Consider the following 23,948-nt stretch of genomic DNA (forward strand, 5'->3'; position numbering starts at 1 on the left):
CTTCCTTATATGAACAAGCCCACAATCATATCAATTACTTTAATTCCAATGAACGGAACGATAACTCCGCCAAGCCCGTAAATGAGTAAGTTTCGGCTAAGCAATGCATTCGAGCTCATCGGCTTATATGCAATCCCCTTCATCGCCAACGGAATGAGTAATGGAATAATAACTGCATTAAATATTAATGCTGATAAGATTGCTGAAAGCGGTGATGTTAATTTCATAATGTTTAAAGCTTCCATTTGCGGAATCGCAAGTGTAAACATCGCTGGAATGATGGCGAAATATTTCGCGATATCATTCGCAATACTAAACGTCGTTAACGCCCCACGCGTCATTAACAATTGCTTACCGATTCCTACAACCTCAATAATTTTCGTTGGATTCGAATCTAAATCAATCATATTCGCTGCTTCTTTTGCAGCTGTCGTACCACTATTCATCGCTAATCCAACGTCTGCCTGTGCTAATGCCGGAGCATCATTTGTACCATCACCTGTCATCGCTACAAGTTTTCCTTTATCTTGCTCAGCTTTAATAACCGCGATTTTATCTTCTGGTTTACACTCGGCAACGAATTCATCTACCCCTGCTTCTTTGGCAATCGTTGCTGCTGTTAAAGGATTATCACCTGTACACATAACTGTTTTAATTCCCATTTGACGTAATTGTTCAAAACGTTCACGCATACCAGGTTTTACTGTATCCTTTAAATAAATTAAACCGTAAATACGATCGTCTACTGCAACTACAAGCGGTGTCCCGCCCTCTTTTGAAATTAAATCTGCTTTTTGATTCACATCTTTCGGAATTGTTCCACCTTGCGATTGAACCCATTCAATAACGGCACCGACAGCTCCTTTTCTCACTTTCGTTCCGTCCTGTAAATCAACACCACTCATTCTCGTTTCTGCTTTAAATGGAACAAATTCACCTTGTTCTGCAAGTTCTCTATTATATGATATTGATTTCCCTTTCACATACTCAATAACAGATCGACCTTCTGGTGTTTCATCTAAAACTGAGCTAATGGCAGCCCATTTTCCTACTTGCTCAATCGTTTCATTTCCTACAGGAAGCAGTGTATGTGCCATCCGGTTCCCGAAAGTAATCGTACCCGTTTTGTCTAAAATAATTGTATTAATATCACCCGCAGCTTCTACTGCTTTCCCTGACATTGCTAGCACATTAAACTTTGTCACACGGTCCATCCCGGCAATACCAATCGCTGATAATAACCCGCCAATTGTCGTTGGAATTAAACAAACTAACAACGCTACAAGTACAGCTGTATCAATTTGAAACCCTAAATAATTTGTGAAAATCGGCAACGTCACAACAACGATTAAGAAAATAAGCGTTAAACTCGTTAATACTGTATTTAAAGCAATCTCATTCGGCGTTTTTTGACGAGCAGCTCCTTCTACTAAAGAAATCATTTTATCAATAAATGATTCACCAGGATTACTCGTAATTACAATTGTAATCTCATCACTTACGACCATCGTTCCGCCTGTTACTGAACAAAAGTCACCGCCCGCCTCTTTTATTACAGGAGCTGATTCCCCTGTAATTGCAGATTCATCTACAGACGCTAATCCTTTAATTACTTCACCATCATTCGGAATCATTTCTCCTTGTTTTACAATAACAACGTCACCTTTTCTCAGATCAGTTGCTGAAACTTGAACAATGTCTCCATTTTCTTTTACAACATTTGCAAATACATCTTTTTTCGATTGTTTTAAAGAATCTGCTTGTGCTTTACCACGACCTTCAGCTAACGCTTCTGCAAAGTTAGCAAATAAAACTGTGAATAATAGAATGAGAGAAACTGTTATATTAAACCATCCTGGTATGCTACTCGAACTACTTGGAAGAAAGGACAAAAGTAGCGTTATTATAAATCCAATTTCCACAATGAACATAATAGGATTCTTTATCATTACTTTTGGATTCAATTTCGCAAAGGATTGTTTCATCGCATGCGTCACGATATCACGATCCAACGTTTTCGCTTGTCTAACCTCATCTTCTACAGCATGTATTTGTGACTGATTTACTTGTTTTTCTTTTACTACTACCGGTCTCATCATTTACCCTCCATTACTTCAATGTAAGAAATTCTGCAATTGGGCCGAGTACTAACATCGGGAAAAATGTTAACGCACCAACAATTACAATCGTTCCAATAAAGATTCCTCCAAATAAACCATTATCCGTACGGAACGTTCCGACTGTTTCTGGTACTACCGTCTTCTCTTTCAACGAAGCTGCCACAGCTAGCATCGTAATTAAACTGAAATAGCGTCCTAAAAACATAACTAAACCAGTCGTAATATTCCAAAACGGTGTATTATCTGCTAATCCTTCAAATCCAGATCCGTTATTCGCAGCTGATGATGTATACTCATATACAACTTGCGTTAAACCGTGGAAACCTGAATGAGAAATTGCATCCGTCCCTAAACTTGTTGAAAGAGCTAATGCTGAAAATCCTAAGATAAGTAATGGATGAAATAGAATCGTTACTGCAATTAATTTCATTTCCTTACCTTCAATCTTTTTACCTAAAAACTCTGGTGTCCTTCCGACCATTAATCCAGATATAAAGACTGCAATAATTGCATACATAATAATATTAATAAAGCCCGCTCCAACACCACCGTATACTGTATTCAACATCATATTTACGAGTGGTACTAATCCTCCAATTGGTGTTAACGTATCATGCATCGTATTAACGGCCCCTGTTTCAGCGGCTGTCGTTACTGTTGCGTATAGTGAAGAAAATACTGTTCCAAATCGCACTTCTTTTCCTTCTGTACTTCCTTGTACATGTTCGATACCCATTCCATTTAATGCCGGATTACCATTTAATTCAGATGTAGTAATCGTTATAAATCCGAGTAAAAACACCATAAATAGTGAAACGAAAAGGATACGTCCTTGTTTTTTATTTCCTACCATTCTTCCGTACGTAAATGGAAGTGCTGTTGGCAATAACATCATAAGCATCATTTGCAAAATATTACTCATTTGCCCTGGATTTTCGAAAGGATGTGTAGAGTTTGCTCCGAAAAATCCTCCGCCGTTATTTCCAAGTTCCTTAATGGAAACGAATGATGCAACTGGACCACGTAAAATACTTTGCTTCGCACCATCAATTGTTTGTGCTGTAACCGCCCCATCTAACGTTTGTGGTACACCAAGTGCGACGAAGACTAACGCCGCAATAAATGCGATAGGAAGAAAAACTCTCGTTAACGCTCTCGTAAAATCAACGAAAAAGTTACCAAGTTCTTTTCCAGCGAGCCCTCTTATAAATGCCATAACGATGGCTAACGTCGTTGCTGGTGCCGCAAACATTAAAAATGTAATCCCGATTAATTGTGATAAATAAGATAAACCATTTTCACCGCTGTAATGCTGTAAGTTTGTATCAGCCATAAAACTAATCGCTGTATTAAAAGCGAGCGTAGGCTCCATCCCTTCAATATGCGCTGGATTTAATGGCAATACACCTTGTAATCTGAAAATGAAATATACGACGACAATCATAAATCCATTGAGTAAAACTAATGATAATGCGTACTGTTTCCACGTTTGATTGTATGCTTTTACACCCGTAATTTTAAAAATAAGTTTTTCAAAAGGCCCGAATACTTTATCTAGCTTTTTGCTACCTTGAAAGGCTTTCTCTAAATAAATCCCCATTGGCTTTGCTACTAAAATAAACAAGAGCATTGTAATAACGACTGCAACCCAAATCATAATGAATGATTCCCCCTAATTAAAACTTTTCTGGATTTAATAATGCGTACACTAAGTACACCGTAATCGCTGCAACAATAACCGATAAGGCAATCATCATGATTGCTTCCCTTCTTTCACAACTTTATCTGACCAACTTGCAAGACTTACCATCGATGCGACTAACCCAACAAAAATCCCGATCATTACAACATCTAACATAACTACCCCTCACTTTTTGTTAAAATTTACCATATAGTTATCAAAAAAAGAACACTAAGCTCTACTTAGTGTTCGAAACGAACAACACAAAGTAAACCTCCTCTCTAAACGCTTACGAGGTTAGCTGTCGGATTCGGGCCTAAAGAGTAGCCCTACTTTCAAAATTGAAAGATTCACCCCAAGTGACGATGCACAAAATTGGTTCCCCCGCTCCATTTCTGGAACTCAGCGATTTTAGGTTTTTTTTGGAAATTTCATGAATGATTCATGAGAGTAAATATACTCCTCTATATTTAACTTGTAAAGAGGCAAATTACTGAAAATAAGAAAATATTTTATCATTTAAGCGCTTACATTACGTATTATTAATATTCTTTCATCTGTTTCCTTGTCTTTTCTTTCTTTTTCATAAATATGACCCTTTAAATGTGAAATAGAAAGAGCGAATTACATGAAGTGCATAGCTTGTTGCACTCAGTATTCGCTCTCTTAAACTCTTTACCTTATTTTCTTCTCCAACACAAATAAGCGTTAATTCCATGTACCTCATCCTCCTTAGCATAAAAGAACTCAAACATAGATTGATATTCTCCTATACTAATCAGACCGACGAAGTGATATATCCATCATGGCACCGCCCTCTCTCAAGACGCTTACGAAGTTAGCTGTCGGATTCGGGCCTTGAGAGTAGCCCTACTTTCAACATTGAAAGATTCCCCCGCTCCATACATTTGGACTCAGCGTATTACAAAAAATGTATTCTGGCTAATATATCACTCCTGTATTTGGAAAAATCAAACATAAAAAAGCCAGTTAACAAACTGGCTTCTCATGTCTTTATACACGTGTATTATTCATCTTATAAGCAAAATGATTCGTCGGCCCATGACCACTACCAATATTCAATGGCTCTTCAATCGCTATACTAATAAATCGTTTTGCTTCTTGAACTGCCTCTTCAATTGAATATCCTTTCGCAAGTCCTGCTGTAACTGCAGACGCGAATGTACATCCGCTTCCGTGCGTTTGCTTTGAAGGAATTCGTTCACTTCTAAATTCGATAAACTGCTCACCATCAAAGAGTAAATCGATTACTTCATTACCTTGATATTCTGCATGTCCGCCCTTCATAAGCACATATTTAGCCCCTAATTCGTGCAATACTTTCGCAGCTTCTTTACTATCTTCTATATTTTGAATCTCCATCCCAGTTAACACTTCTGCTTCAGGAACATTCGGTGTTACAACAGTTGCTAGTGGCAATAAATATTCTTTTAATGCTTGTACTGCTTCTTGTTGTAATAATGATGCTCCGCCTTTAGCAATCATAACAGGATCTAGTACAATATTATTCCAGCCAAATTTCTTAATATGTTCTGCAACAATTCGAATAATTTCACTACTAAATAGCATCCCTAGTTTCACAGCATCTGGTGTTAAATCCGTACCAATTGAATTCAGCTGTTCCGTAATTCCTTCTAAAGAAACAGGATATACCCCTTGAACGCCAAGCGTATTTTGAGCAGTAATTGCTGTAATAGCCGTCATTCCATACACACCCAGCTCTTGGAAAGTTTTTAAATCTGCTTGAATTCCAGCGCCGCCTCCGCTATCAGATCCTGCAATCGTTAAAGCTTTATTCACTTTCATCCCACTCATCCTTTTCTATCCAAAATAGCGATGATAAATTGTTTTCGCTTCACTTATATCTTTCGTTCCATGCACAAGTACACGACCATCTTTGAAAGCAACTAATCTCTTTTCTTCAACAGAAAATGATAATAAATATGGATTTACATTCAAATCATTCACGCGATTATTTAGCAATTCTTTATATTGCTCAAAATTCATTTCTTCTTTATGAGGTGGTCTAATTTGAACTGTATTTCTCCCGCATAACACTGCTGTTTTTGAAGTGTTTTCTTTATTTAAATACGGATATAATGCTTGCTCACCACATGATAGACAATTATGTTTACGAAGCTTTTGCACATTCATACATGAATACTCATTTTTCCATACATCAAATGATACAAGCCCATCTCGAAGCGAGTCATAATCTTCTACTAACAGTTTAAGTGTTTCCGTTACTTGATGAGAAACGACAAGAGATACAGCAGGTGATATAATCCCCGCTGTATCACATGTCGCTCCGCCAAGCGGAATCGATTGTAATAAACAAGATAAACATGGCGTTTTGCCTGGCATAATAGTATAAGAAAGACCGTAACTTCCTACACATGCCCCGTAAACCCATGGAATAGAATATTTTTGCGATATATCATTCACAATGAAACGCGTTTCGAAATTATCAGTCGCATCGATAATTACATCAACATTTGTAACGAGTTCTTCTAGCTCTTCAGCTGTTACATCTTGAACGAGAGCTTCTACTCTTACTTCACTATTAATCTCTTCTAGACGTTTTTTTGCCGCCACAGCCTTCGGAAGGTTATTCTCTACATCACTCTCTGCATACAATTGCTGTCTTTGTAAATTACTCCAATCCACATAATCGCGGTCAACAATTGTTACTGTGCCAACGCCAGCTCTTACAAACATCTCTGCATTTGCACTACCTAATGCACCTGCACCGATAATAAGTACATGCTTTTCTCTTATCTTTTGTTGTCCTTCTCCTCCAATTGGAGAAAATAGTTCTTGGCGAGAATATCGATTATTCAACTACGCTCATTCCTTCTAAAGGACTACTTGCCGTTGCACAACGTTTACGTGCAATACGGCCCGCTTCAAACCCTAATCGTCCTGCCTCAATACCTAATTTCATAGCGTATGCCATTTTAATAGGATCTTTTGCCCCCGACACAGCCGTATTTAATAACACACCATCTGCTCCTAATTCCATCGCAAATGCCGCATCAGCTGGGCTACCAATACCAGCATCCACGATAACTGGTACTGTCGCTTGTTCAATAATGAAACTTAAATTTAATGGATTTACAATACCAAGTCCTGAACCAATCGGTGATGCACCTGGCATAATGGCATGCACGCCAAGTTCTTGTAATTTACGCGCTAATACAACATCATCAGATGTGTACGGTAGAACGATAAATCCTTCTTCCAGTAACATTTCAGATGCTTTTAACGTTTCTACCGGATCAGGTAATAACGTTCTATCATCACCAATAACTTCTACTTTTATCATGTCACAAAGTCCAGAAGCTTTTGCTAATTTCGCAATTCGAACAGCTTCTTCAGCATTTTTTGCTCCTGCTGTATTTGGTAATAACGTATATTTTTTCACATCAAGTTTCTCTAATAAATTAGGTTGCTTCGCATCAAATATATCCATACGACGTACTGCAAACGTTAAAATTTCAGCCTCAGAAACGTCAATTGCTTTTTGCTGTACATCAAAATCAGAGAATTTCCCTGTTCCTAATAAAAGTCTAGAATGAAATGAAAATGGTCCAATGTTTAACATAATCAACCGCCTCCTACGAAAGTTACAATCTCAATTTGGTCTCCATCAAAAACTGATGTATCTTTATGATCATCCTTTTGTAAAATATCTTTATTACGCTCCACTACAACAATTCTGTTATCTAATTCTAAATGTGTAAGTAGCTCAGCTACTGTTTTCACACTCACTGGAACTTCAATTTGATTACCATTAATTTTTAAATTCAAACTTCCATCCCCTTTCTAAACCGATTTAGAAAGCAATGAATCTAGCAAGTGATTCTCCTGCTTTCCTTCTATTAAATCAGCCATATACTGACCAGAAACAGGACTTAATAAAATACCGTTTCGATAATGTCCAGTACAAGCATATAAACCTTTTATTTCTTCATGCTCTCCCATATAAGGAGCTTCATGATTCGATTGTGGTCTTAATCCTGCCCATGTACTTTCCCACTCTGCTTCTTTTAAAGCAGGTAATATCGTATAAGCACGCTCTAATATGGAAGTAATACTTTCTGGTTGTACAGATTTATTGAACGTATGAGGCTTCATCGTTGCCCCAATCACATAACGGCCACCGCGCTTCGGCGTAATATAAAACCGCTCTTGGAAAATAGGAGCTTTCAAGAGAGGTTTCCTGCTTCTTAATGCAACAACCTCTCCCTTAACAGGATATGTACCCCAATCACTATGGAAATAATGTAGTAATTTCGTACTCCATGACCCTCCAGCGATAACGACTTTTTCGCATGTGATTACACCTTCACTCGTAACAATCCCAGTCACTTTATTATTCTCAATACGAATATCAAACACTTCTGTTTGTTCATATATGTCAGCTCCAGAAAATGATGCGGAGTGTGCGAATGCTTTCGTAAGCTCTGGTGCAATAACGTGACCGTCTTTTGGGTAATATACAGCTCCTATAATTGACTCGGAAAGAAATGGCTCTTTTTCCCGTAAACGATCCCCCGTTAGAAAACAGGAATCTTCACCTGTTTTCTGTTGCCAATCCATAATATGAAGAATTCTTTCCTTCTCATCTTCATTTTGGGCAATGCGATAAATGCCTTTTTCCTCATACCCAATATCGATGCCTGTCTTTTCACGTAAAACTTCTGCAAGTTGTGGAAATATAGCACGGCTTTCTCTAGCAAGCTCAAACAACGGATCATATTCATCCCATTCTGCCTGAACACCGAGCAAACCAGCAGCTGCTTTCGAAGCTTCAGATGCGATTCTTTGCTTCTCTATAATCGCTACTTTATGTCCTCTTTCTGCTAGAAAGTGTGCAACTGAACTACCAATTACACCTCCGCCAATAATCGCTACATCATACTTCTTACACATGTTTTTCCGCCCACTTTCTTATTGATTCCTTATAAGATTTCGCTCTGCTATACGGATTACTACTGCTTATAATCCCGGACATAACAGCAATGCCACTTACACCATTTGCAAGAACATCACCTGTATTTTCAGGAGTGATTCCACCAATTGCAGTTATTGGTATGGATAAACATCTTGCCATATGAGCAATTTCTTCTAATCCTCTTGCTGGCACATCCTTTTTACAAGCAGTTGGAAATACATGACCGTAAACGAGTGAATCCGCTCCATCTTTAAATGCCACTATCGCTTCATCTAAAGAATGTACTGAATAGCCAACATGCAAATAAGAAAACTTTTCTTTCACCGACCTTACATCTGCGCTTCGATATCCTAGCTGCACACGCGGAATATTTAATAGAATAGCAATATCAATTCGATCATTTATCACTATCTTCGATGCCGGAAAGCCTTTCTCCAAAAAACTTTCCACACCTTCATACAATTCCTTCGTACTTTTCTCACGCTCACGAATATGCAAATAATCAATCTCACTCTCAATTTGCATCGCTACATTCACTAACTCTTCGAATGGCATGTGACCATTTGAGATTACATGGAGCTCATTTTTCATATTCATTCGCCTACTTTAAAATGTTTTCGAATAATTCATCGGCTGGAACGATTTCTTTCGTCATTCCTTTTTCTTTCAGCCATTTATTTTGTTTCTCCCATGACTCTTTTGAATCTGATAAGAATGGCTCATCTTTCGTTTCCATCTTCTCTAATAAAATTTTCATACTTTCTTTTTCAACTTCTGGTACAAGCGGGAAATTTTCTTTTTCTTGATGATTTAATAAAATATTTAATGATTCATCCGGATTTTTCTTCATGAAATCATATCCTTTTTTCGCACCACGTAAAAAGGCCTGTAATGCTTCTTTATCCTTTTTCAAAGTTTTATCACCTGTTACAAATACAAGTTCATGATAATTCGGTACACCGTAATCAGCTGGATTAAAGTACGCCGGCTCATGACCCTCATGACGCATAACAGGTACTTCATGGTTAATATATGCTCCTGTTACAGCATCTACTTTTTTCGTAATTAGCGCTGGTACTAAATCGAATCCAACATCAACTACTTTTACTGTATCTGGATTACCACCATCTTCTTTTATCATCGTTTTTAAATATGCTTCACTTAAAGGGGTTCCAGAATATCCAACTGTTTTTCCTTCTAAGTCTTTAGGTGACTTAATACCTGCTGATTTCAGCGATACAACATGATTTAACGGCGAACGTACGACAGCTCCAATTGATTTCACTGGAATTTGTTCATTTGCTTTTGCCATGACAACATCCGGTTGATAATACAAACCAACTGTCACTTTCCCTGCTGCCGCTAGCGTTAATGGATCAGTCGGATTAGAAGGGAATTTAATATTCACCTTTACTCCTTCTTCTTTAAAGTACCCTTTTTCAATTGCCGTATAAATAAAGCTATGTACCGCATTTGGATACCAATCGAGCATTACTGTTATTTCTTTTTCTGTTTTATTCTTATCTGATGCTGAATTACTCGAACATCCTGCAATCATTGCAACTAATAATGTAAACACAAAGATGCGTTTTAATAATTTCATGAATGTTTCCTCCAACTAATAAATTTCTTTTCTAATATCGAAACAAGTATGACGAAGAAAATAGCTAATAATGATAACAATACAATTGGTGCAAACACACCAGCTCCGTCTAACTGCGTCATCATTCTTTTACTGAAATATCCAAGCCCAGCTTGTGCACCGAGCCATTCTCCAATTGCTGCTCCGATAACACTAAGCGGAACGGCAATTTTTAACGCTGAGAAAAAGTAAGGAAGAGCAGATGGCAACTTTAGCTTTAGAAAAATATCTTTTTTCGTTGCACCATACGTAACTAAGAGCTCCTCCCATTCTTTCTTCGTACTACGCAGCCCATCATACGTATTTACCGCAATTGGGAAAAATGTAATTAAGACAGTGACAACAACCTTGCTCCAAATGGTATATCCAAACCATAAAACAAATAGTGGCGCAAGTGCTGTAATCGGGATTGTTTGAGAAGCTACTAATAATGGATAAAATGCTCTTTCCATCCACGTACTCGCATTCATTAACATTGCTAGCCCTACGCCCAGTACGATAGAAATAACAACACCTATTAAAACAACGTACAACGTTGCAGGTAAATGAACCGTAAATAATATATCTTTCAGCGCCCATATCTTCATTACAATTGCAGAAGGTGATGGCAAAATGTACATCTCATCTACAATTCTTGCGCCTACTTCCCATAGAGCAAGTAAAATCCCACTTAATATGAGGGCAGGTAATAACTCCTTCAAGCGATTCATCATACGAGTACCTGCTTTTGTAACATACTAAGGATCTCTTCTTTAAGCGCTAATACTTCAGGCTTATATAAATCTTTTCTTGTTCGGTTACGATCAAGCGGCACAATTCGCTCAGTTAAAGTTGCTATCGGTTGATTTTCTACAACCAAAATTCGATTAGAAAGAAACAAGGCTTCTTCAACATCATGAGTGATAAATAAAATTGTTTTTTTCCACTCTTTCCATTGTTCAAACAACCATTCTTGCAAAGATGCCTTCGTTAAAGCGTCCAATGCGCTAAACGGTTCATCTAACAATAATATCTCCCCGCCTGTTAATAAAGTTCGGATAAAAGATACGCGTTGCCTCATACCACCAGATAAATCTTTCGGATATTTTTTCTCGTACCCTTGTAAACCAAATTTATGTAACAGTTCTTTCGCTTTTACTTGCGCTTCTTTCTTCTGCACACCTTGGCACTCTAGCGGCAGGGCCGCATTCTCAATAATCGTCCTCCACGGCAAGAGCATATCTTTTTGGGGCATATACCCTACAGAATGACTCTTTGTTTCTGTCAGCTCTATCTGTCCAGTACTTGCCTCTTCTAAGCCTGTAATAAGGCGAAATAAAGTACTTTTCCCGCATCCACTCGGTCCGATAATACTTACAAACTCTTTATCTTGTATAGAAGCATTTAATTCATCGATGATTGGTTTCTCATCATAATGAAAGGAAACATTATGAAACTGTAGTATGTTCTTGCTCCTCAAAACCCCACATCTCCTTACGATAAGCCATATCCCAGAATAAATATTCAAATCGGCTGGAATATAAGAAAATCTCCTCTAATCGATCTAGCTCTTCCTCTGACTTTCCAACTGCCATTTCATTTAATAAATCTATTAACCAAATACAAAGGTTACCGTATTCTTCAGAACTATATCCTTGAATCCACTCTCCAAAGAACTCATGATCTCTTGCTCCAGGAATATCATTTAAACGCTTTCCAATCTCCCAATAGCTCCACATACATGGAAGTAAAGCTGATATTAATTCTGCAAGTGTGCCATTTTGAGATACAGACATCATGTAATTTGTATAGGCTAAATTTTTAGCAGATGGTTTCGCAGATTCCATCTCTTGTGCAGAAATACCAAGTCTTTTTGCATACTGTTTATGAATCGTCATTTCACCATTTAAAATCCCATCAATTTGCTCTGCAAATTTTGCCATAACTTGTGGATTCGTTGCCTTTACAACCCCAATTGCATATAGCTTTGCATAATCTAACAAATATAAATAATCTTGAATAATATAGTACTGGAATTTGTCTTTTTCCAACGTACCATCCCCCATACCTACTACAAACGGATGATTATGACTTTTCTCCCAAACAGGCTGCACCGTATCAAATAATCTTTCACAAAATTTCATTAATAATTCCCCTTCCTATATGTCTATTTATCTCAATAAAAAAACCACTTCTGTATATAAGAAGTGGTTACAGCAAATAAAATTATAATTTATTCGTTGTTCCACTTCCCTTCGCTAGTATTATCTAGATCAGGTGTTGTAAGGGTTAAGGATTATTCCTCTCTCAGCACGAAAAGCACCCCTAGTGGTGTTAATATGAAATTTTCAAATAAAAAAGCCCCGTTTCTATACGCAAAGAAACGGGGACTCATTGTTAGTGTCCGAATTGCTTCCCTACGCTAGCATAATCTAGATCAGGTAATAAAAAGGATCAAAGACTCAAGGTCTTACTCTCAGCTGGCAACACCAGCCCTCCTAGCAAACTATAAAATTATCACTGTCAGTATAACACCGCCATAAGACATCATCAACTGTTTTAATTTTCTCAATTATGAATTAAATTTTAACGTGTTAAACAAATATAAATGCGACCCCACAAATGATATATACAATATTTATATACGAATCTCTCTTCTAGCATTATTTTTATTGATTTCATATTACATTTATGTGAATACGACCAATATATTATATCTTTATACTATAATAAAATTACAACTATACAACTAGAGGAGGTCTTTATTACATGAATATGAAAGCTACAGCTTTAACAGCAACTACTATCGCAATTGCTTCTTTACTTCCTTCTATGGGAGAATCCGATATACAAGCAGCGGCTGCTAAACAACCATCTACAGTAAAAACTGGATATGTAAAAATTGATAACGTGGCACTACATCAAAATAACCATGCAGACAGTGCAATAATTGATAACATTCGATTTAATAGCCCCGTTACTATTCTTGAAACAGTTCAAGATTGGTATAAAGTATCTGTTAACAACAAAACAGGCTATATGAAAAAAGATGCAATTCTATTCAAAAAAAATGTTCATCCAAAGTCTCAATATATCGTAAATGCAAACGCATTAAATGTTCGTTCTGAACCTAATACACAGTCTTCTATTCTAGATATATTACCAAATGGTCAATTCATTACCATTCAAGGTGAACAAGGGGATTGGTACAAAATATTACATAATGGGCAAATTGGTTACGTCCAAAAAACATTTGTATCTAATGGATCCACACCTCTAGTAAAAGGTGTCACAGTACAAGGTTCTCCTTCTTATACTGTTGCAACACCAAAATTAAATGTACGCAGCAACGCTAGTACAAGTAGCACTCTACTTGGATCATTACAAAATGGTACACAAGTACAAGTAGTAGAAACGGTAGGTACTTGGTATAAAATTCGTTTTGGCACAGGATACGGATATGTAGCAAAACACTATGTAGTGCAAAATCAAAATCAAGCACAAGCTAAAACAGCTCAACCTGCATCAATTCCAGCAGTTTTCAAATTCCCTACTCAAGGGAAAATCAGCTCCACTTTTGATATGCGCTGGGAGCAAATGCATTATGGTATAGATATAGCAGCACAAGGAAATGTCTCTATTCAAGCTGCTGCTGCAGGTAAAGTTGTGAAATCTTATTATTCAGCTAGCTACGGCAATGTCGTGTTCATCGCCCACCAAATAAATGGGAAATTATATACAACAGTTTATGCTCATATGAAGGATCGCACTGTACAAGCTGGTGATCAAATACAAACTGGACAATTAGTAGGTCATATGGGAAACACAGGTCATTCATACGGGCAACATCTTCATTTTGAATTACATAATGGGGAATGGAATTTGGAAAAAACAAATGCAGTGAACCCACTGCCATATTTAGTTAGGTAAATTATATGCCACGCAATATACCTCTCTTTATTGAATACCTGGCCTTTTTAGGTTTAATCTGTTGTTTAATCATTTATAATACGAACACTGCATTCTTATCTATTATTATTGCTTTTGTTGCTTTAGAAATCATTATGGAAGCATTACAAATGCGGCTAAAACAAAAAATTGCCCATATTTATAATGCAATTTTTCTTTTGAGTGCTCTTATAACAAATATAATTAGTAATGGTTTTTATTTATCTACCGTACTTCCTGTATTCTTTATAGGTGTTTTATTATTCATAGCTAGATACGTTCATGTTTCTAATAACCAAAAACATGAACAAGAAGCTTAGAAAGAGAAGACACTGTGTACCCATCTTTCAAAGATAATCCAATGAAATATATATTGAATTTATATGAAAAAATGAATACTTTTTTTGGTATACAAGGAAGTTATACTGCACAACTTCTCCTTTATGGAATGTTATTTCTTATCTTAGTTACTTTCTCCTTGCTTTACTAACAAAAAAGGATCTCACATAAAATTGAGATCCTTTTTAATTTATATTAATTTTTAATATGTAAAATATGGTTTATCCACAAGCATATTTTTCATAAATAAAACTAAGATTATATTTTTTCTCTAAGCTCATTCTTTGTTCATCGTCGCACCAATAGAAAAGAATATCATGAATCGTTGCATAACGCTTATTTTTAAGAAATAGTTTAAAGAATGATGGTAAACAATCATGTAATTGTATAAATATATAATTGCGTAGTATTTCTTCTTTGTATTCAATCCCCTTACAAATATACAGTAATTCTTCACAATAATATGCATGCTGTGGCACTTGGATCATTTCGAAAAATGGTACATATGATAGTAACTTTCCAATAAAATGACCATACCGATCCATTACCCCTATCGTCATATGCTCCATCATTTCTTTCATCACATATAAATAATCATCTACATGAGTTGTCTTTAAAGGATCTAATCGATCGGAAATTTGAGAAAGTACAGCTCTTTGACAAGCTAAAACTGCTTGACTAGGTCCATAATATGATAGGAAGTCTGTACACTTACGATACTTTCGTAATAAGTCATGTGTATATAAATCATACACAAAAGTATTACAATACATTGCCAGACTCATCATATCACTATTTAATTGCTCTTTTGATAGTGTTTTCGCTCGCTTACACATATAAAAAAATGTAAATTCCAATACTTCTTTATGAGATAATAGATGTTTGCAATCTGTTATACATTTCTCATTAAATTTAACTCGATCCCAAATTTCTACATCCTCATCTGTTAATTCACCAATACGATATTTAATAATTAAATAGTTTAAAGCAACTGCTTTCGTCAAAAGATCCCATGTTTCATACTCCAATGAAGTTTGGACAAATTCAGCTAGCCCTTGGGTTATCATAAAAGCATTCGCCTCTTCATACCAACCAATCTCTTGACATAAACGAAGAATACGTACTAGAGTTGGAATTTCATCTTTATGAAACTGCGGTAAATTTTTTACTTTATTCATGCCATATACGATACACGCAGCTAAATTTTCTTCTTTATAAAATTCTTTTTCTTTCCATACTAATATAGTTCGCTCTTTCCCTTCACCTTTTGGATGACAAGGTACAAGCAAAGAAAATAACTCAGCGAAATTATTTGGTTCTATATATGTATCTGTAACCAAATTCCAATTTGGATCGCCCTGTACAGCCCTCATATAATTCCCCTTCCCTTTGTATCTATGTAGGAAATATTAATTCATTATTACATCATTAACAATAAATATTGTTATATTCAAAATCTCTCATAATACTTATATCTCTCAGTATATCATTTTTTCTCTTATTAAAAATTAGGAATGACAAATTTAAAAAAACTGTCAAAAATATTGACTCTATACTTATTATATAATGTCTCAGATACATCACGCTAACATATTAGTTTAATCCATATATGCTAGAATAATGTATCTGATCTTTATACATAATTTATTCCGTATGCACCGAGATTTCACTTAAAGCAAACCCTGCTTGATCATCTGCTGATTTTCTTATAGCTAAATCACCTAGTGCTAGCATCCCAACAAATTGACCGCTCTCAACTACTGGTAACCGTCTAATTTGATATTGTGCCATTAATTCTGTAGCTTTTTCAATAGGATCATCTGGAGAAACTGAAACAATGTTTGTTGTCATTACATTTGTAATTTGATTAGATCCAGGATGTTTTTCAGCAATCCCACGAACAACTAAGTCTCGATCAGTAACAAGCCCAACTACTTGTTGATTTTCAATAACAGGAATCAATCCAACCGATTCTTCCTTCATTTTTACAGCCGCCTCATATACATTGTCTAATGGGGTACAATGTACGATATGAGTACTCATAAGTTCTCTAACTTGTGTCATTTTTCCTCTCCTCCTTTTAATACATACCATAGCTTTTCCTAAATCCCTTTATTTATTTGAGGAAAATAAGGTAATAAAAAGAGGCTTATACATAATAAAAAAGAGTCAGCAATATGCTGACTCTTTTTTTATGACCCGTACGGGATTCGAACCCGTGTTACCGCCGTGAAAGGGCGGTGTCTTAACCACTTGACCAACGGGCCATGGCTCCGCAGGTAGGACTCGAACCTACGACCGATCGGTTAACAGCCGATAGCTCTACCACTGAGCTACTGCGGAATATATGGTGGGCCTAAATGGACTCGAACCATCGACCTCACGCTTATCAGGCGTGCGCTCTAACCAGCTGAGCTATAGGCCCATATAATTTACAGGGGCAGTAGGAATTGAACCCACACTGGAGGTTTTGGAGACCTCAGTTCTACCTTTAAACTATGCCCCTAAATGGTGCCGGCTAGAGGACTTGAACCCCCAACCTACTGATTACAAGTCAGTTGCTCTACCAATTGAGCTAAGCCGGCATAAATAAAAAAAAATAAAAAAAATGGTGGCTCGGGACGGAATCGAACCGCCGACACGAGGATTTTCAGTCCTCTGCTCTACCGACTGAGCTACCGAGCCAACATAAAATGGCGGTCCCGACCGGGGTCGAACCGGCGATCTCCTGCGTGACAGGCAGGCATGTTAACCACTACACCACGGGACCATTGGTTGCGGGGACAGGATTTGAACCTGCGACCTTCGGGTTATGAGCCCGACGAGCTACCGTACTGCTCCACCCCGCGACGATATTATGTTTTAAAAATAAATGGAGGAGGTAGAGGGATTCGAACCCCCGCGCGACTCTCGCCGCCTGTCGGTTTTCAAGACCGATCCCTTCAGCCGAACTTGGGTATACCTCCATGAAGGAAAAAATTAATATCTTATTCATTTTTATATGTAACTAAACCACTTTTTAAAAAAATGGAGGAGGTAGAGGGATTCGAACCCCCGCGCGACTCTCGCCGCCTGTCGGTTTTCAAGACCGATCCCTTCAGCCGAACTTGGGTATACCTCCGACATATAAAAAATAAAGTGGAGCCTAGCGGGATCGAACCGCTGACCTCCTGCGTGCAAGGCAGGCGCTCTCCCAGCTGAGCTAAGGCCCCATGTTTTTGGGAAAATCGGGAAGACAGGATTTGAACCTGCGACCCCCTGGTCCCAAACCAGGTGCTCTACCAAGCTGAGCCACTTCCCGTTAATAAAAGCGCGCCCGAGAGGAGTCGAACCCCTAACCTCTTGATCCGTAGTCAAACGCTCTATCCAATTGAGCTACGGGCGCATATGGTGCCGAGGGCGGGGGTCGAACCCGCACGGTGGTCACCCACCGCAGGATTTTAAGTCCTGTGCGTCTGCCTGTTCCGCCACCCCGGCATGTCATATTGAAAATTGGAGCGGAAGACGGGATTCGAACCCGCGACCCCAACCTTGGCAAGGTTGTATTCTACCACTGAACTACTTCCGCAAGACATGTATGAGATATTTTATTAAAAGTGCGGGTGAAGGGAGTCGAACCCCCACGCCAAAGGCGCCAGATCCTAAGTCTGGTGCGTCTGCCAATTCCGCCACACCCGCATATTTTTTTAAGAAAATGGTGAGCCATGAAGGATTCGAACCTTCGACCCTCTGATTAAAAGTCAGATGCTCTACCAACTGAGCTAATGGCTCTTAATGGCTGGGCTAGCTGGATTCGAACCAGCGCATGACGGAGTCAAAGTCCGTTGCCTTACCGCTTGGCTATAGCCCAATAATTAAGAAATGGTGGAGGGGGGCAGATTCGAACTGCCGAACCCAAAGGAGCGGATTTACAGTCCGCCGCGTTTAGCCACTTCGCTACCCCTCCGACATATATGGTGGAGGATGACGGGATCGAACCGCCGACCCCCTGCTTGTAAGGCAGGTGCTCTCCCAGCTGAGCTAATCCTCCATTTTGCCTGGCAACGTCCTACTCTCACAGGGACAAGGTCCCAACTACCATCGGCGCTAGAGAGCTTAACTTCCGTGTTCGGTATGGGAACGGGTGTGGCCTCTCTGCCATCATTACCAGACTATATTCATTTGAGACAAACATTGTTATACTTGATTCACTTATAAAGTCAATAAGTTTTTTATATTCTCTCGTTTTTGCTTGGCGACGTCCTACTCTCACAGGGACAAGGTCCCAACTACCATCGGCGCTAGAGAGCTTAACTTCCGTGTTCGGTATGGGAACGGGTGTGACCTCTCTGCCATCGTCACCAAACTATTGAAGGCATATTCCTTCAATACTAGATAACATTGCTTCATATTATATGGTTAAGTCCTCGATCTATTAGTATTCGTCAGCTCCACATGTCACCATGCTTCCACCTCGAACCTATCAACCTGATCATCTTTCAGGGATCTTACTAGCTTACGCTATGGGAAATCTCATCTTGAGGGGGGCTTCATGCTTAGATGCTTTCAGCACTTATCCCTTCCGCACATAGCTACCCAGCTATGCCCTTGGCAGAACAACTGGTACACCAGCGGTGCGTCCATCCCGGTCCTCTCGTACTAAGGACAGCTCCTCTCAAATTTCCTGCGCCCACGACGGATAGGGACCGAACTGTCTCACGACGTTCTGAACCCAGCTCGCGTACCGCTTTAATGGGCGAACAGCCCAACCCTTGGGACCGACTACAGCCCCAGGATGCGATGAGCCGACATCGAGGTGCCAAACCTCCCCGTCGATGTGGACTCTTGGGGGAGATAAGCCTGTTATCCCCGGGGTAGCTTTTATCCGTTGAGCGATGGCCCTTCCATGCGGAACCACCGGATCACTAAGCCCGACTTTCGTCCCTGCTCGACTTGTAGGTCTCGCAGTCAAGCTCCCTTATGCCTTTGCACTCTACGAATGATTTCCAACCATTCTGAGGGAACCTTTGGGCGCCTCCGTTACACTTTAGGAGGCGACCGCCCCAGTCAAACTGCCCACCTGACACTGTCTCCCGGGTCGATAAGACCCGTAGGTTAGAATTTCAATACAGTCAGGGCGGTATCCCACCAGCGCCTCCACCGAAGCTAGCGCTCCGGTTTCAATGGCTCCCGCCTATCCTGTACAAACTGTACCAAAATTCAATATCAGGCTACAGTAAAGCTCCACGGGGTCTTTCCGTCCTGTCGCGGGTAACCTGCATCTTCACAGGTACTATAATTTCACCGAGTCTCTGGTTGAGACAGTGCCCAAATCGTTACACCTTTCGTGCGGGTCGGAACTTACCCGACAAGGAATTTCGCTACCTTAGGACCGTTATAGTTACGGCCGCCGTTTACTGGGGCTTCAGTTCAGAGCTTCGCTTACGCTAACCCCTCTCCTTAACCTTCCAGCACCGGGCAGGTGTCAGCCCCTATACTTCGCCTTACGGCTTCGCAGAGACCTGTGTTTTTGCTAAACAGTCGCTTGGGCCTATTCACTGCGGCTTTCCGTTAAGAAAGCACCCCTTCTCCCGAAGTTACGGGGTCATTTTGCCGAGTTCCTTAACCAGAGTTCTCTCGCACACCTTAGGATTCTCTCCTCGCCTACCTGTGTCGGTTTGCGGTACAGGCACCTTTTATCTCGCTAGAAGCTTTTCTTGGCAGCGGGGAATCAAAGACTTCGCTCCATAAGGAGCTTCCCCATCACAGCTCAGCCTTCACGATAAGCGGATTTGCCTACTTATCAGCCTAACTGCTTGGACGTGCACAACCAATCGCACGCTTCTTCTATCCTTCTGCGTCCCTCCATTGCTCAAACGATAAAGAGGTGGTACAGGAATATCAACCTGTTGTCCATCGCCTACGCCTGTCGGCCTCGGCTTAGGTCCTGACTAACCCTGAGCGGACGAGCCTTCCTCAGGAAACCTTAGGCATTCGGTGGACGGGATTCTCACCCGTCTTTCGCTACTCATACCGGCATTCTCACTTCTAAGCGCTCCACCAGTCCTTCCGGTCTGACTTCACTGCACTTAGAACGCTCCCCTACCACTGATACCATTGGTATCAATTCGCAGCTTCGGTGGTGTATTTAGCCCCGGTACATTTTCGGCGCAGAGTCACTCGACTAGTGAGCTATTACGCACTCTTTAAATGGTGGCTGCTTCTGAGCCAACATCCTAGTTGTCTAAGCAACTCCACATCCTTTTCCACTTAATACACACTTTGGAACCTTAGCTGGCAATCTGGGCTGTTTCCCTCTTGACTACGGTCTTATCACTCGCAGTCTGACTCCTAAGGATAAGTCATTGGCATTCGGAGTTTGACTGAATTCGGTAATCCGATGAGGACCCCTAGTTCAATCAGTGCTCTACCTCCAAGACTCTTACACTTAAGGCTAGCCCTAAAGCTATTTCGGGGAGAACCAGCTATCTCCAGGTTCGATTGGAATTTCTCCGCTACCCACACCTCATCCCCGCACTTTTCAACGTGCGTGGGTTCGGGCCTCCATTCAGTGTTACCTGAACTTCACCCTGGACATGGGTAAATCACCTGGTTTCGGGTCTACGACCACGTACTAAACGCCCTATTCAGACTCGCTTTCGCTGCGGCTCCGCCTCTTCAGCTTAACCTTGCACGGGATCGTAACTCGCCGGTTCATTCTACAAAAGGCACGCCATCACCCATTAACGGGCTCTGACTATTTGTAGGCACACGGTTTCAGGATCTCTTTCACTCCCCTTCCGGGGTGCTTTTCACCTTTCCCTCACGGTACTGGTTCACTATCGATCACTAGGGAGTATTTAGCCTTGGGAGATGGTCCTCCCAGATTCCGACGGAATTTCACGTGTTCCGCCGTACTCAGGATACATTCAAGAGAGAACGAAGTTTCGACTACGGGGTTATTACCCTCTGTGACGGACCTTTCCAGGTCGCTTCGTCTACCTCGTTCCTTTGTAACTCCGTATAGAATGTCCTACAACCCCAAGAGGCAAGCCTCTTGGTTTGGGCTAGATTCCGTTTCGCTCGCCGCTACTCAGGAAATCGCATTTGCTTTCTCTTCCTCCAGGTACTTAGATGTTTCAGTTCCCTGGGTCTGTCTTCCATACCCTATGTATTCAGGTAAGGATACCATACCATTACGTATAGTGGGTTTCCCCATTCGGAAATCTTCGGATCAAAGCTTACTTACAGCTCCCCGAAGCATATCGGCGTTAGTCCCGTCCTTCATCGACTCCTAGTGTCAAGGCATCCACCGTGCGCCCTTTCTAACTTAACCAAACTAAAATTAAAAAAATATGAGCTACACTGTTATCTAGTTTTCAAAGAACATACATTTAAACTTGAGAGATAGTTCTCTCAAAACTGAACGAAACAAAACAAGTCAACGTTTATTGATGAACTGCGTTCATCAATTCTCCATAGAAAGGAGGTAATCCAGCCGCACCTTCCGATACGGCTACCTTGTTACGACTTCACCCCAATCATCTGTCCCACCTTAGGCGGCTGGCTCCATAAAGGTTACCCCACCGACTTCGGGTGTTACAAACTCTCGTGGTGTGACGGGCGGTGTGTACAAGGCCCGGGAACGTATTCACCGCGGCATGCTGATCCGCGATTACTAGCGATTCCAGCTTCATGTAGGCGAGTTGCAGCCTACAATCCGAACTGAGAACGGTTTTATGAGATTAGCTCCACCTCGCGGTCTTGCAGCTCTTTGTACCGTCCATTGTAGCACGTGTGTAGCCCAGGTCATAAGGGGCATGATGATTTGACGTCATCCCCACCTTCCTCCGGTTTGTCACCGGCAGTCACCTTAGAGTGCCCAACTTAATGATGGCAACTAAGATCAAGGGTTGCGCTCGTTGCGGGACTTAACCCAACATCTCACGACACGAGCTGACGACAACCATGCACCACCTGTCACTCTGCTCCCGAAGGAGAAGCTCTATCTCTAGAGTTTTCAGAGGATGTCAAGACCTGGTAAGGTTCTTCGCGTTGCTTCGAATTAAACCACATGCTCCACCGCTTGTGCGGGCCCCCGTCAATTCCTTTGAGTTTCAGCCTTGCGGCCGTACTCCCCAGGCGGAGTGCTTAATGTGTTAACTTCAGCACTAAAGGGCGGAAACCCTCTAACACTTAGCACTCATCGTTTACGGCGTGGACTACCAGGGTATCTAATCCTGTTTGCTCCCCACGCTTTCGCGCCTCAGTGTCAGTTACAGACCAGAAAGTCGCCTTCGCCACTGGTGTTCCTCCATATCTCTACGCATTTCACCGCTACACATGGAATTCCACTTTCCTCTTCTGCACTCAAGTCTCCCAGTTTCCAATGACCCTCCACGGTTGAGCCGTGGGCTTTCACATCAGACTTAAGAAACCACCTGCGCGCGCTTTACGCCCAATAATTCCGGATAACGCTTGCCACCTACGTATTACCGCGGCTGCTGGCACGTAGTTAGCCGTGGCTTTCTGGTTAGGTACCGTCAAGGTGCCAGCTTATTCAACTAGCACTTGTTCTTCCCTAACAACAGAGTTTTACGACCCGAAAGCCTTCATCACTCACGCGGCGTTGCTCCGTCAGACTTTCGTCCATTGCGGAAGATTCCCTACTGCTGCCTCCCGTAGGAGTCTGGGCCGTGTCTCAGTCCCAGTGTGGCCGATCACCCTCTCAGGTCGGCTACGCATCGTTGCCTTGGTGAGCCGTTACCTCACCAACTAGCTAATGCGACGCGGGTCCATCCATAAGTGACAGCCGAAGCCGCCTTTCAATTTCGAACTATGCAGTTCAAAATATTATCCGGTATTAGCCCCGGTTTCCCGGAGTTATCCCAGTCTTATGGGTAGGTTACCCACGTGTTACTCACCCGTCCGCCGCTAACTTCATAAGAGCAAGCTCTTAATCCATTCGCTCGACTTGCATGTATTAGGCACGCCGCCAGCGTTCATCCTGAGCCAGGATCAAACTCTCCAATAAAGTTAGTTTGTCTAGCATCTAAAAATAAAAATTGACGTTCACGTTGTTTGTTTCGTTCAGTTTTCAAAGAACTTGTCCGCCGCTTCAGAAGCGACTTCATCATATTAACATCTTCATTTTTCGATGTCAACTATGTTTTTAAATTTCTTTTTTGTCGTTTTCTACGTTTCCGCATCAGCGACGTTTATTAATATACCATCATGGTTTTTAAATAACAAGTATTTTTTATAAAAAAACACAAAAAGTTA

19 protein-coding genes, 20 tRNA genes, 4 rRNA genes and 4 riboswitches are annotated in these 23,948 nt (G+C 40.5%); of the genes, 2 read left to right on the forward strand and 41 right to left on the reverse strand.

Annotated elements, in window-relative coordinates; genetic code table 11:
* Positions 1–5: 5 nt before the first annotated feature.
* From kdpB to tenA, 15 genes are all read right to left on the reverse strand, one after another.
* Positions 6–2,096 carry a potassium-transporting ATPase subunit KdpB gene (kdpB, locus tag ACE38F_RS24065; protein WP_199673164.1) on the reverse strand — a complete coding sequence of 697 codons (2,091 nt, stop codon included), beginning with the start codon at positions 2,094–2,096 and terminating at the stop codon, positions 6–8.
* 13 nt (positions 2,097–2,109) lie between these two features.
* A complete protein-coding gene (kdpA, locus tag ACE38F_RS24070) occupies positions 2,110–3,777 on the reverse strand; it encodes a potassium-transporting ATPase subunit KdpA (RefSeq protein ID WP_375371101.1) in 1,668 nt (555 codons plus the stop codon).
* Between the two features lie 19 nt (positions 3,778–3,796).
* Positions 3,797–3,877: a K(+)-transporting ATPase subunit F gene (kdpF, locus tag ACE38F_RS24075; protein WP_000972378.1), complete on the reverse strand. Its 81-nt coding sequence runs from the start codon at positions 3,875–3,877 to the stop codon at positions 3,797–3,799.
* Positions 3,874–3,978, reverse strand: coding sequence for a SipW-dependent-type signal peptide-containing protein (locus tag ACE38F_RS24080; protein ID WP_127814081.1), 105 nt, complete (start codon positions 3,976–3,978; stop codon positions 3,874–3,876). The genes kdpF and ACE38F_RS24080 overlap by 4 nt, the downstream gene beginning before the upstream one ends.
* Positions 3,979–4,073: 95 nt before the next feature.
* Positions 4,074–4,219, reverse strand: a riboswitch (cyclic di-AMP (ydaO/yuaA leader).
* 165 nt (positions 4,220–4,384) lie between these two features.
* Positions 4,385–4,519, reverse strand: coding sequence for a hypothetical protein (locus ACE38F_RS24085; protein ID WP_375371100.1), 135 nt, complete (start codon positions 4,517–4,519; stop codon positions 4,385–4,387).
* Between the two features lie 93 nt (positions 4,520–4,612).
* A riboswitch (cyclic di-AMP (ydaO/yuaA leader) is annotated at positions 4,613–4,731 on the reverse strand.
* Between the two features lie 84 nt (positions 4,732–4,815).
* Positions 4,816–5,637, reverse strand: coding sequence for a bifunctional hydroxymethylpyrimidine kinase/phosphomethylpyrimidine kinase (thiD, locus tag ACE38F_RS24090; protein ID WP_375371099.1), 822 nt, complete (start codon positions 5,635–5,637; stop codon positions 4,816–4,818).
* Positions 5,638–5,643: 6 nt separating this feature from the next.
* Entirely contained in the window at positions 5,644–6,663 is a 1,020-nt protein-coding gene (locus ACE38F_RS24095; RefSeq protein WP_215555291.1) for a thiazole biosynthesis adenylyltransferase ThiF, read from the reverse strand.
* The gene (gene thiG / locus ACE38F_RS24100) at positions 6,656–7,426 is read right to left on the reverse strand and encodes a thiazole synthase (RefSeq protein WP_215555290.1); all 771 of its coding nucleotides are present in this window, start codon (positions 7,424–7,426) and stop codon (positions 6,656–6,658) included. Before thiG ends, ACE38F_RS24095 begins: the two co-directional genes overlap by 8 nt.
* A 2-nt stretch (positions 7,427–7,428) precedes the next feature.
* Positions 7,429–7,632 (reverse strand): sulfur carrier protein ThiS, encoded by a 204-nt coding sequence (gene thiS / locus ACE38F_RS24105; RefSeq protein WP_033718047.1) that lies wholly within the window; start codon positions 7,630–7,632, stop codon positions 7,429–7,431.
* A gap of 15 nt (positions 7,633–7,647) precedes the next feature.
* Complete coding sequence (gene thiO / locus ACE38F_RS24110; protein ID WP_375371098.1) at positions 7,648–8,757, reverse strand: glycine oxidase ThiO; 1,110 nt, start codon at positions 8,755–8,757, stop codon at positions 7,648–7,650.
* A complete protein-coding gene (gene tenI / locus ACE38F_RS24115) occupies positions 8,750–9,370 on the reverse strand; it encodes a thiazole tautomerase TenI (RefSeq protein ID WP_375371097.1) in 621 nt (206 codons plus the stop codon). The genes thiO and tenI overlap by 8 nt, the downstream gene beginning before the upstream one ends.
* Positions 9,371–9,380: 10 nt before the next feature.
* Positions 9,381–10,382 carry an ABC transporter substrate-binding protein gene (locus ACE38F_RS24120; RefSeq protein ID WP_215555287.1) on the reverse strand — a complete coding sequence of 334 codons (1,002 nt, stop codon included), beginning with the start codon at positions 10,380–10,382 and terminating at the stop codon, positions 9,381–9,383.
* Positions 10,379–11,131, reverse strand: coding sequence for an ABC transporter permease (locus ACE38F_RS24125; RefSeq protein WP_215556560.1), 753 nt, complete (start codon positions 11,129–11,131; stop codon positions 10,379–10,381). The genes ACE38F_RS24120 and ACE38F_RS24125 overlap by 4 nt, the downstream gene beginning before the upstream one ends.
* Positions 11,131–11,880 carry an ABC transporter ATP-binding protein gene (locus ACE38F_RS24130; RefSeq protein WP_215555286.1) on the reverse strand — a complete coding sequence of 250 codons (750 nt, stop codon included), beginning with the start codon at positions 11,878–11,880 and terminating at the stop codon, positions 11,131–11,133. The genes ACE38F_RS24125 and ACE38F_RS24130 overlap by 1 nt, the downstream gene beginning before the upstream one ends.
* The gene (tenA, locus tag ACE38F_RS24135; RefSeq protein ID WP_341307656.1) at positions 11,849–12,544 is read right to left on the reverse strand and encodes a thiaminase II; all 696 of its coding nucleotides are present in this window, start codon (positions 12,542–12,544) and stop codon (positions 11,849–11,851) included. Before tenA ends, ACE38F_RS24130 begins: the two co-directional genes overlap by 32 nt.
* 89 nt (positions 12,545–12,633) lie before the next feature.
* Positions 12,634–12,737: riboswitch (TPP riboswitch) on the reverse strand.
* A gap of 60 nt (positions 12,738–12,797) precedes the next feature.
* Positions 12,798–12,910: riboswitch (TPP riboswitch) on the reverse strand.
* A 259-nt stretch (positions 12,911–13,169) separates the two neighbouring features.
* On the opposite strand from tenA, the gene ACE38F_RS24140 reads away from it, so the two are divergent.
* Both ACE38F_RS24140 and ACE38F_RS24145 read left to right on the forward strand, forming a co-directional pair.
* Positions 13,170–14,330: an SH3 domain-containing protein gene (locus ACE38F_RS24140; protein WP_375371096.1), complete on the forward strand. Its 1,161-nt coding sequence runs from the start codon at positions 13,170–13,172 to the stop codon at positions 14,328–14,330.
* A 5-nt stretch (positions 14,331–14,335) separates the two neighbouring features.
* Positions 14,336–14,668 (forward strand): hypothetical protein, encoded by a 333-nt coding sequence (locus tag ACE38F_RS24145; protein WP_215555283.1) that lies wholly within the window; start codon positions 14,336–14,338, stop codon positions 14,666–14,668.
* Between the two features lie 240 nt (positions 14,669–14,908).
* On the opposite strand, the gene ACE38F_RS24150 is transcribed toward ACE38F_RS24145, so the two are convergent.
* The 26 genes from ACE38F_RS24150 to ACE38F_RS24275 form a co-directional block, all read right to left on the reverse strand.
* Positions 14,909–16,060 (reverse strand): DUF3965 domain-containing protein, encoded by a 1,152-nt coding sequence (locus tag ACE38F_RS24150; RefSeq protein WP_375371095.1) that lies wholly within the window; start codon positions 16,058–16,060, stop codon positions 14,909–14,911.
* 271 nt (positions 16,061–16,331) lie between these two features.
* Positions 16,332–16,751: a CBS domain-containing protein gene (locus ACE38F_RS24155; RefSeq protein ID WP_215555281.1), complete on the reverse strand. Its 420-nt coding sequence runs from the start codon at positions 16,749–16,751 to the stop codon at positions 16,332–16,334.
* Positions 16,752–16,882: 131 nt separating this feature from the next.
* Positions 16,883–16,954 (reverse strand) — tRNA-Glu (locus ACE38F_RS24160).
* A gap of 1 nt (position 16,955) precedes the next feature.
* A tRNA-Asn gene (locus ACE38F_RS24165) sits at positions 16,956–17,030 on the reverse strand.
* Positions 17,031–17,035: 5 nt separating this feature from the next.
* Positions 17,036–17,112 (reverse strand) — tRNA-Ile (locus ACE38F_RS24170).
* 10 nt (positions 17,113–17,122) lie between these two features.
* Positions 17,123–17,193: transfer RNA gene (locus ACE38F_RS24175), tRNA-Trp, on the reverse strand.
* A 3-nt stretch (positions 17,194–17,196) separates the two neighbouring features.
* Positions 17,197–17,272 (reverse strand) — tRNA-Thr (locus tag ACE38F_RS24180).
* Between the two features lie 24 nt (positions 17,273–17,296).
* Positions 17,297–17,372 (reverse strand) — tRNA-Phe (locus ACE38F_RS24185).
* Positions 17,373–17,381: 9 nt separating this feature from the next.
* A tRNA-Asp gene (locus ACE38F_RS24190) sits at positions 17,382–17,457 on the reverse strand.
* A 2-nt stretch (positions 17,458–17,459) separates the two neighbouring features.
* Positions 17,460–17,536 (reverse strand) — tRNA-Met (locus tag ACE38F_RS24195).
* Between the two features lie 24 nt (positions 17,537–17,560).
* A tRNA-Ser gene (locus tag ACE38F_RS24200) sits at positions 17,561–17,653 on the reverse strand.
* Between the two features lie 62 nt (positions 17,654–17,715).
* A tRNA-Ser gene (locus ACE38F_RS24205) sits at positions 17,716–17,808 on the reverse strand.
* A gap of 18 nt (positions 17,809–17,826) precedes the next feature.
* Positions 17,827–17,899, reverse strand: a tRNA-Ala gene (locus ACE38F_RS24210).
* Between the two features lie 15 nt (positions 17,900–17,914).
* Positions 17,915–17,988 (reverse strand) — tRNA-Pro (locus ACE38F_RS24215).
* Positions 17,989–17,998: 10 nt separating this feature from the next.
* Positions 17,999–18,072 (reverse strand) — tRNA-Arg (locus ACE38F_RS24220).
* A 3-nt stretch (positions 18,073–18,075) separates the two neighbouring features.
* Positions 18,076–18,164: transfer RNA gene (locus ACE38F_RS24225), tRNA-Leu, on the reverse strand.
* Positions 18,165–18,180: 16 nt separating this feature from the next.
* A tRNA-Gly gene (locus ACE38F_RS24230) sits at positions 18,181–18,255 on the reverse strand.
* A gap of 29 nt (positions 18,256–18,284) precedes the next feature.
* A tRNA-Leu gene (locus tag ACE38F_RS24235) sits at positions 18,285–18,365 on the reverse strand.
* 17 nt (positions 18,366–18,382) lie between these two features.
* Positions 18,383–18,458: transfer RNA gene (locus ACE38F_RS24240), tRNA-Lys, on the reverse strand.
* Between the two features lie 4 nt (positions 18,459–18,462).
* A tRNA-Gln gene (locus ACE38F_RS24245) sits at positions 18,463–18,537 on the reverse strand.
* Between the two features lie 12 nt (positions 18,538–18,549).
* Positions 18,550–18,633 (reverse strand) — tRNA-Tyr (locus ACE38F_RS24250).
* Between the two features lie 8 nt (positions 18,634–18,641).
* Positions 18,642–18,717: transfer RNA gene (locus tag ACE38F_RS24255), tRNA-Val, on the reverse strand.
* 5 nt (positions 18,718–18,722) lie between these two features.
* Positions 18,723–18,838, reverse strand: a 5S ribosomal RNA gene (rrf, locus tag ACE38F_RS24260).
* Positions 18,839–18,916: 78 nt separating this feature from the next.
* Positions 18,917–19,032: ribosomal RNA gene (gene rrf, locus ACE38F_RS24265) — 5S ribosomal RNA — on the reverse strand.
* Positions 19,033–19,081: 49 nt separating this feature from the next.
* Positions 19,082–22,002: ribosomal RNA gene (locus tag ACE38F_RS24270) — 23S ribosomal RNA — on the reverse strand.
* Between the two features lie 146 nt (positions 22,003–22,148).
* A 16S ribosomal RNA gene (locus tag ACE38F_RS24275) occupies positions 22,149–23,700 on the reverse strand.
* The 16S, 23S and 5S rRNA genes sit together here with 20 tRNA genes alongside, the layout of an rRNA operon.
* Positions 23,701–23,948 lie beyond the last annotated feature (248 nt).

This window comes from Bacillus altaicus, from assembly GCF_042136375.2.
Lineage (GTDB): Bacteria > Bacillota > Bacilli > Bacillales > Bacillaceae_G > Bacillus_A > Bacillus_A cereus_U.

What these genes read in the sequence shown, in the direction of transcription:
- kdpB (WP_199673164.1), bottom strand. Translation starts at nt 2,096, where the DNA reads ATGAGACCGGTAGTAGTAAAAGAAAAACAAGTAAATCAGTCACAAATA.
- kdpA (WP_375371101.1), bottom strand. Translation starts at nt 3,777, where the DNA reads ATGATTTGGGTTGCAGTCGTTATTACAATGCTCTTGTTTATTTTAGTA.
- kdpF (WP_000972378.1), bottom strand. Translation starts at nt 3,877, where the DNA reads ATGATGATTGCCTTATCGGTTATTGTTGCAGCGATTACGGTGTACTTA.
- ACE38F_RS24080 (WP_127814081.1), bottom strand. Translation starts at nt 3,978, where the DNA reads ATGTTAGATGTTGTAATGATCGGGATTTTTGTTGGGTTAGTCGCATCG.
- ACE38F_RS24085 (WP_375371100.1), bottom strand. Translation starts at nt 4,519, where the DNA reads ATGGAATTAACGCTTATTTGTGTTGGAGAAGAAAATAAGGTAAAGAGT.
- thiD (WP_375371099.1), bottom strand. Translation starts at nt 5,637, where the DNA reads ATGAGTGGGATGAAAGTGAATAAAGCTTTAACGATTGCAGGATCTGAT.
- thiG (WP_215555290.1), bottom strand. Translation starts at nt 7,426, where the DNA reads ATGTTAAACATTGGACCATTTTCATTTCATTCTAGACTTTTATTAGGA.
- thiO (WP_375371098.1), bottom strand. Translation starts at nt 8,757, where the DNA reads ATGTGTAAGAAGTATGATGTAGCGATTATTGGCGGAGGTGTAATTGGT.
- tenI (WP_375371097.1), bottom strand. Translation starts at nt 9,370, where the DNA reads ATGAAAAATGAGCTCCATGTAATCTCAAATGGTCACATGCCATTCGAA.
- ACE38F_RS24120 (WP_215555287.1), bottom strand. Translation starts at nt 10,382, where the DNA reads ATGAAATTATTAAAACGCATCTTTGTGTTTACATTATTAGTTGCAATG.
- ACE38F_RS24125 (WP_215556560.1), bottom strand. Translation starts at nt 11,131, where the DNA reads ATGAATCGCTTGAAGGAGTTATTACCTGCCCTCATATTAAGTGGGATT.
- tenA (WP_341307656.1), bottom strand. Translation starts at nt 12,544, where the DNA reads ATGAAATTTTGTGAAAGATTATTTGATACGGTGCAGCCTGTTTGGGAG.
- ACE38F_RS24140 (WP_375371096.1), top strand. Translation starts at nt 13,170, where the DNA reads ATGAATATGAAAGCTACAGCTTTAACAGCAACTACTATCGCAATTGCT.
- ACE38F_RS24145 (WP_215555283.1), top strand. Translation starts at nt 14,336, where the DNA reads ATGCCACGCAATATACCTCTCTTTATTGAATACCTGGCCTTTTTAGGT.
- ACE38F_RS24150 (WP_375371095.1), bottom strand. Translation starts at nt 16,060, where the DNA reads ATGAGGGCTGTACAGGGCGATCCAAATTGGAATTTGGTTACAGATACA.
- ACE38F_RS24155 (WP_215555281.1), bottom strand. Translation starts at nt 16,751, where the DNA reads ATGACACAAGTTAGAGAACTTATGAGTACTCATATCGTACATTGTACC.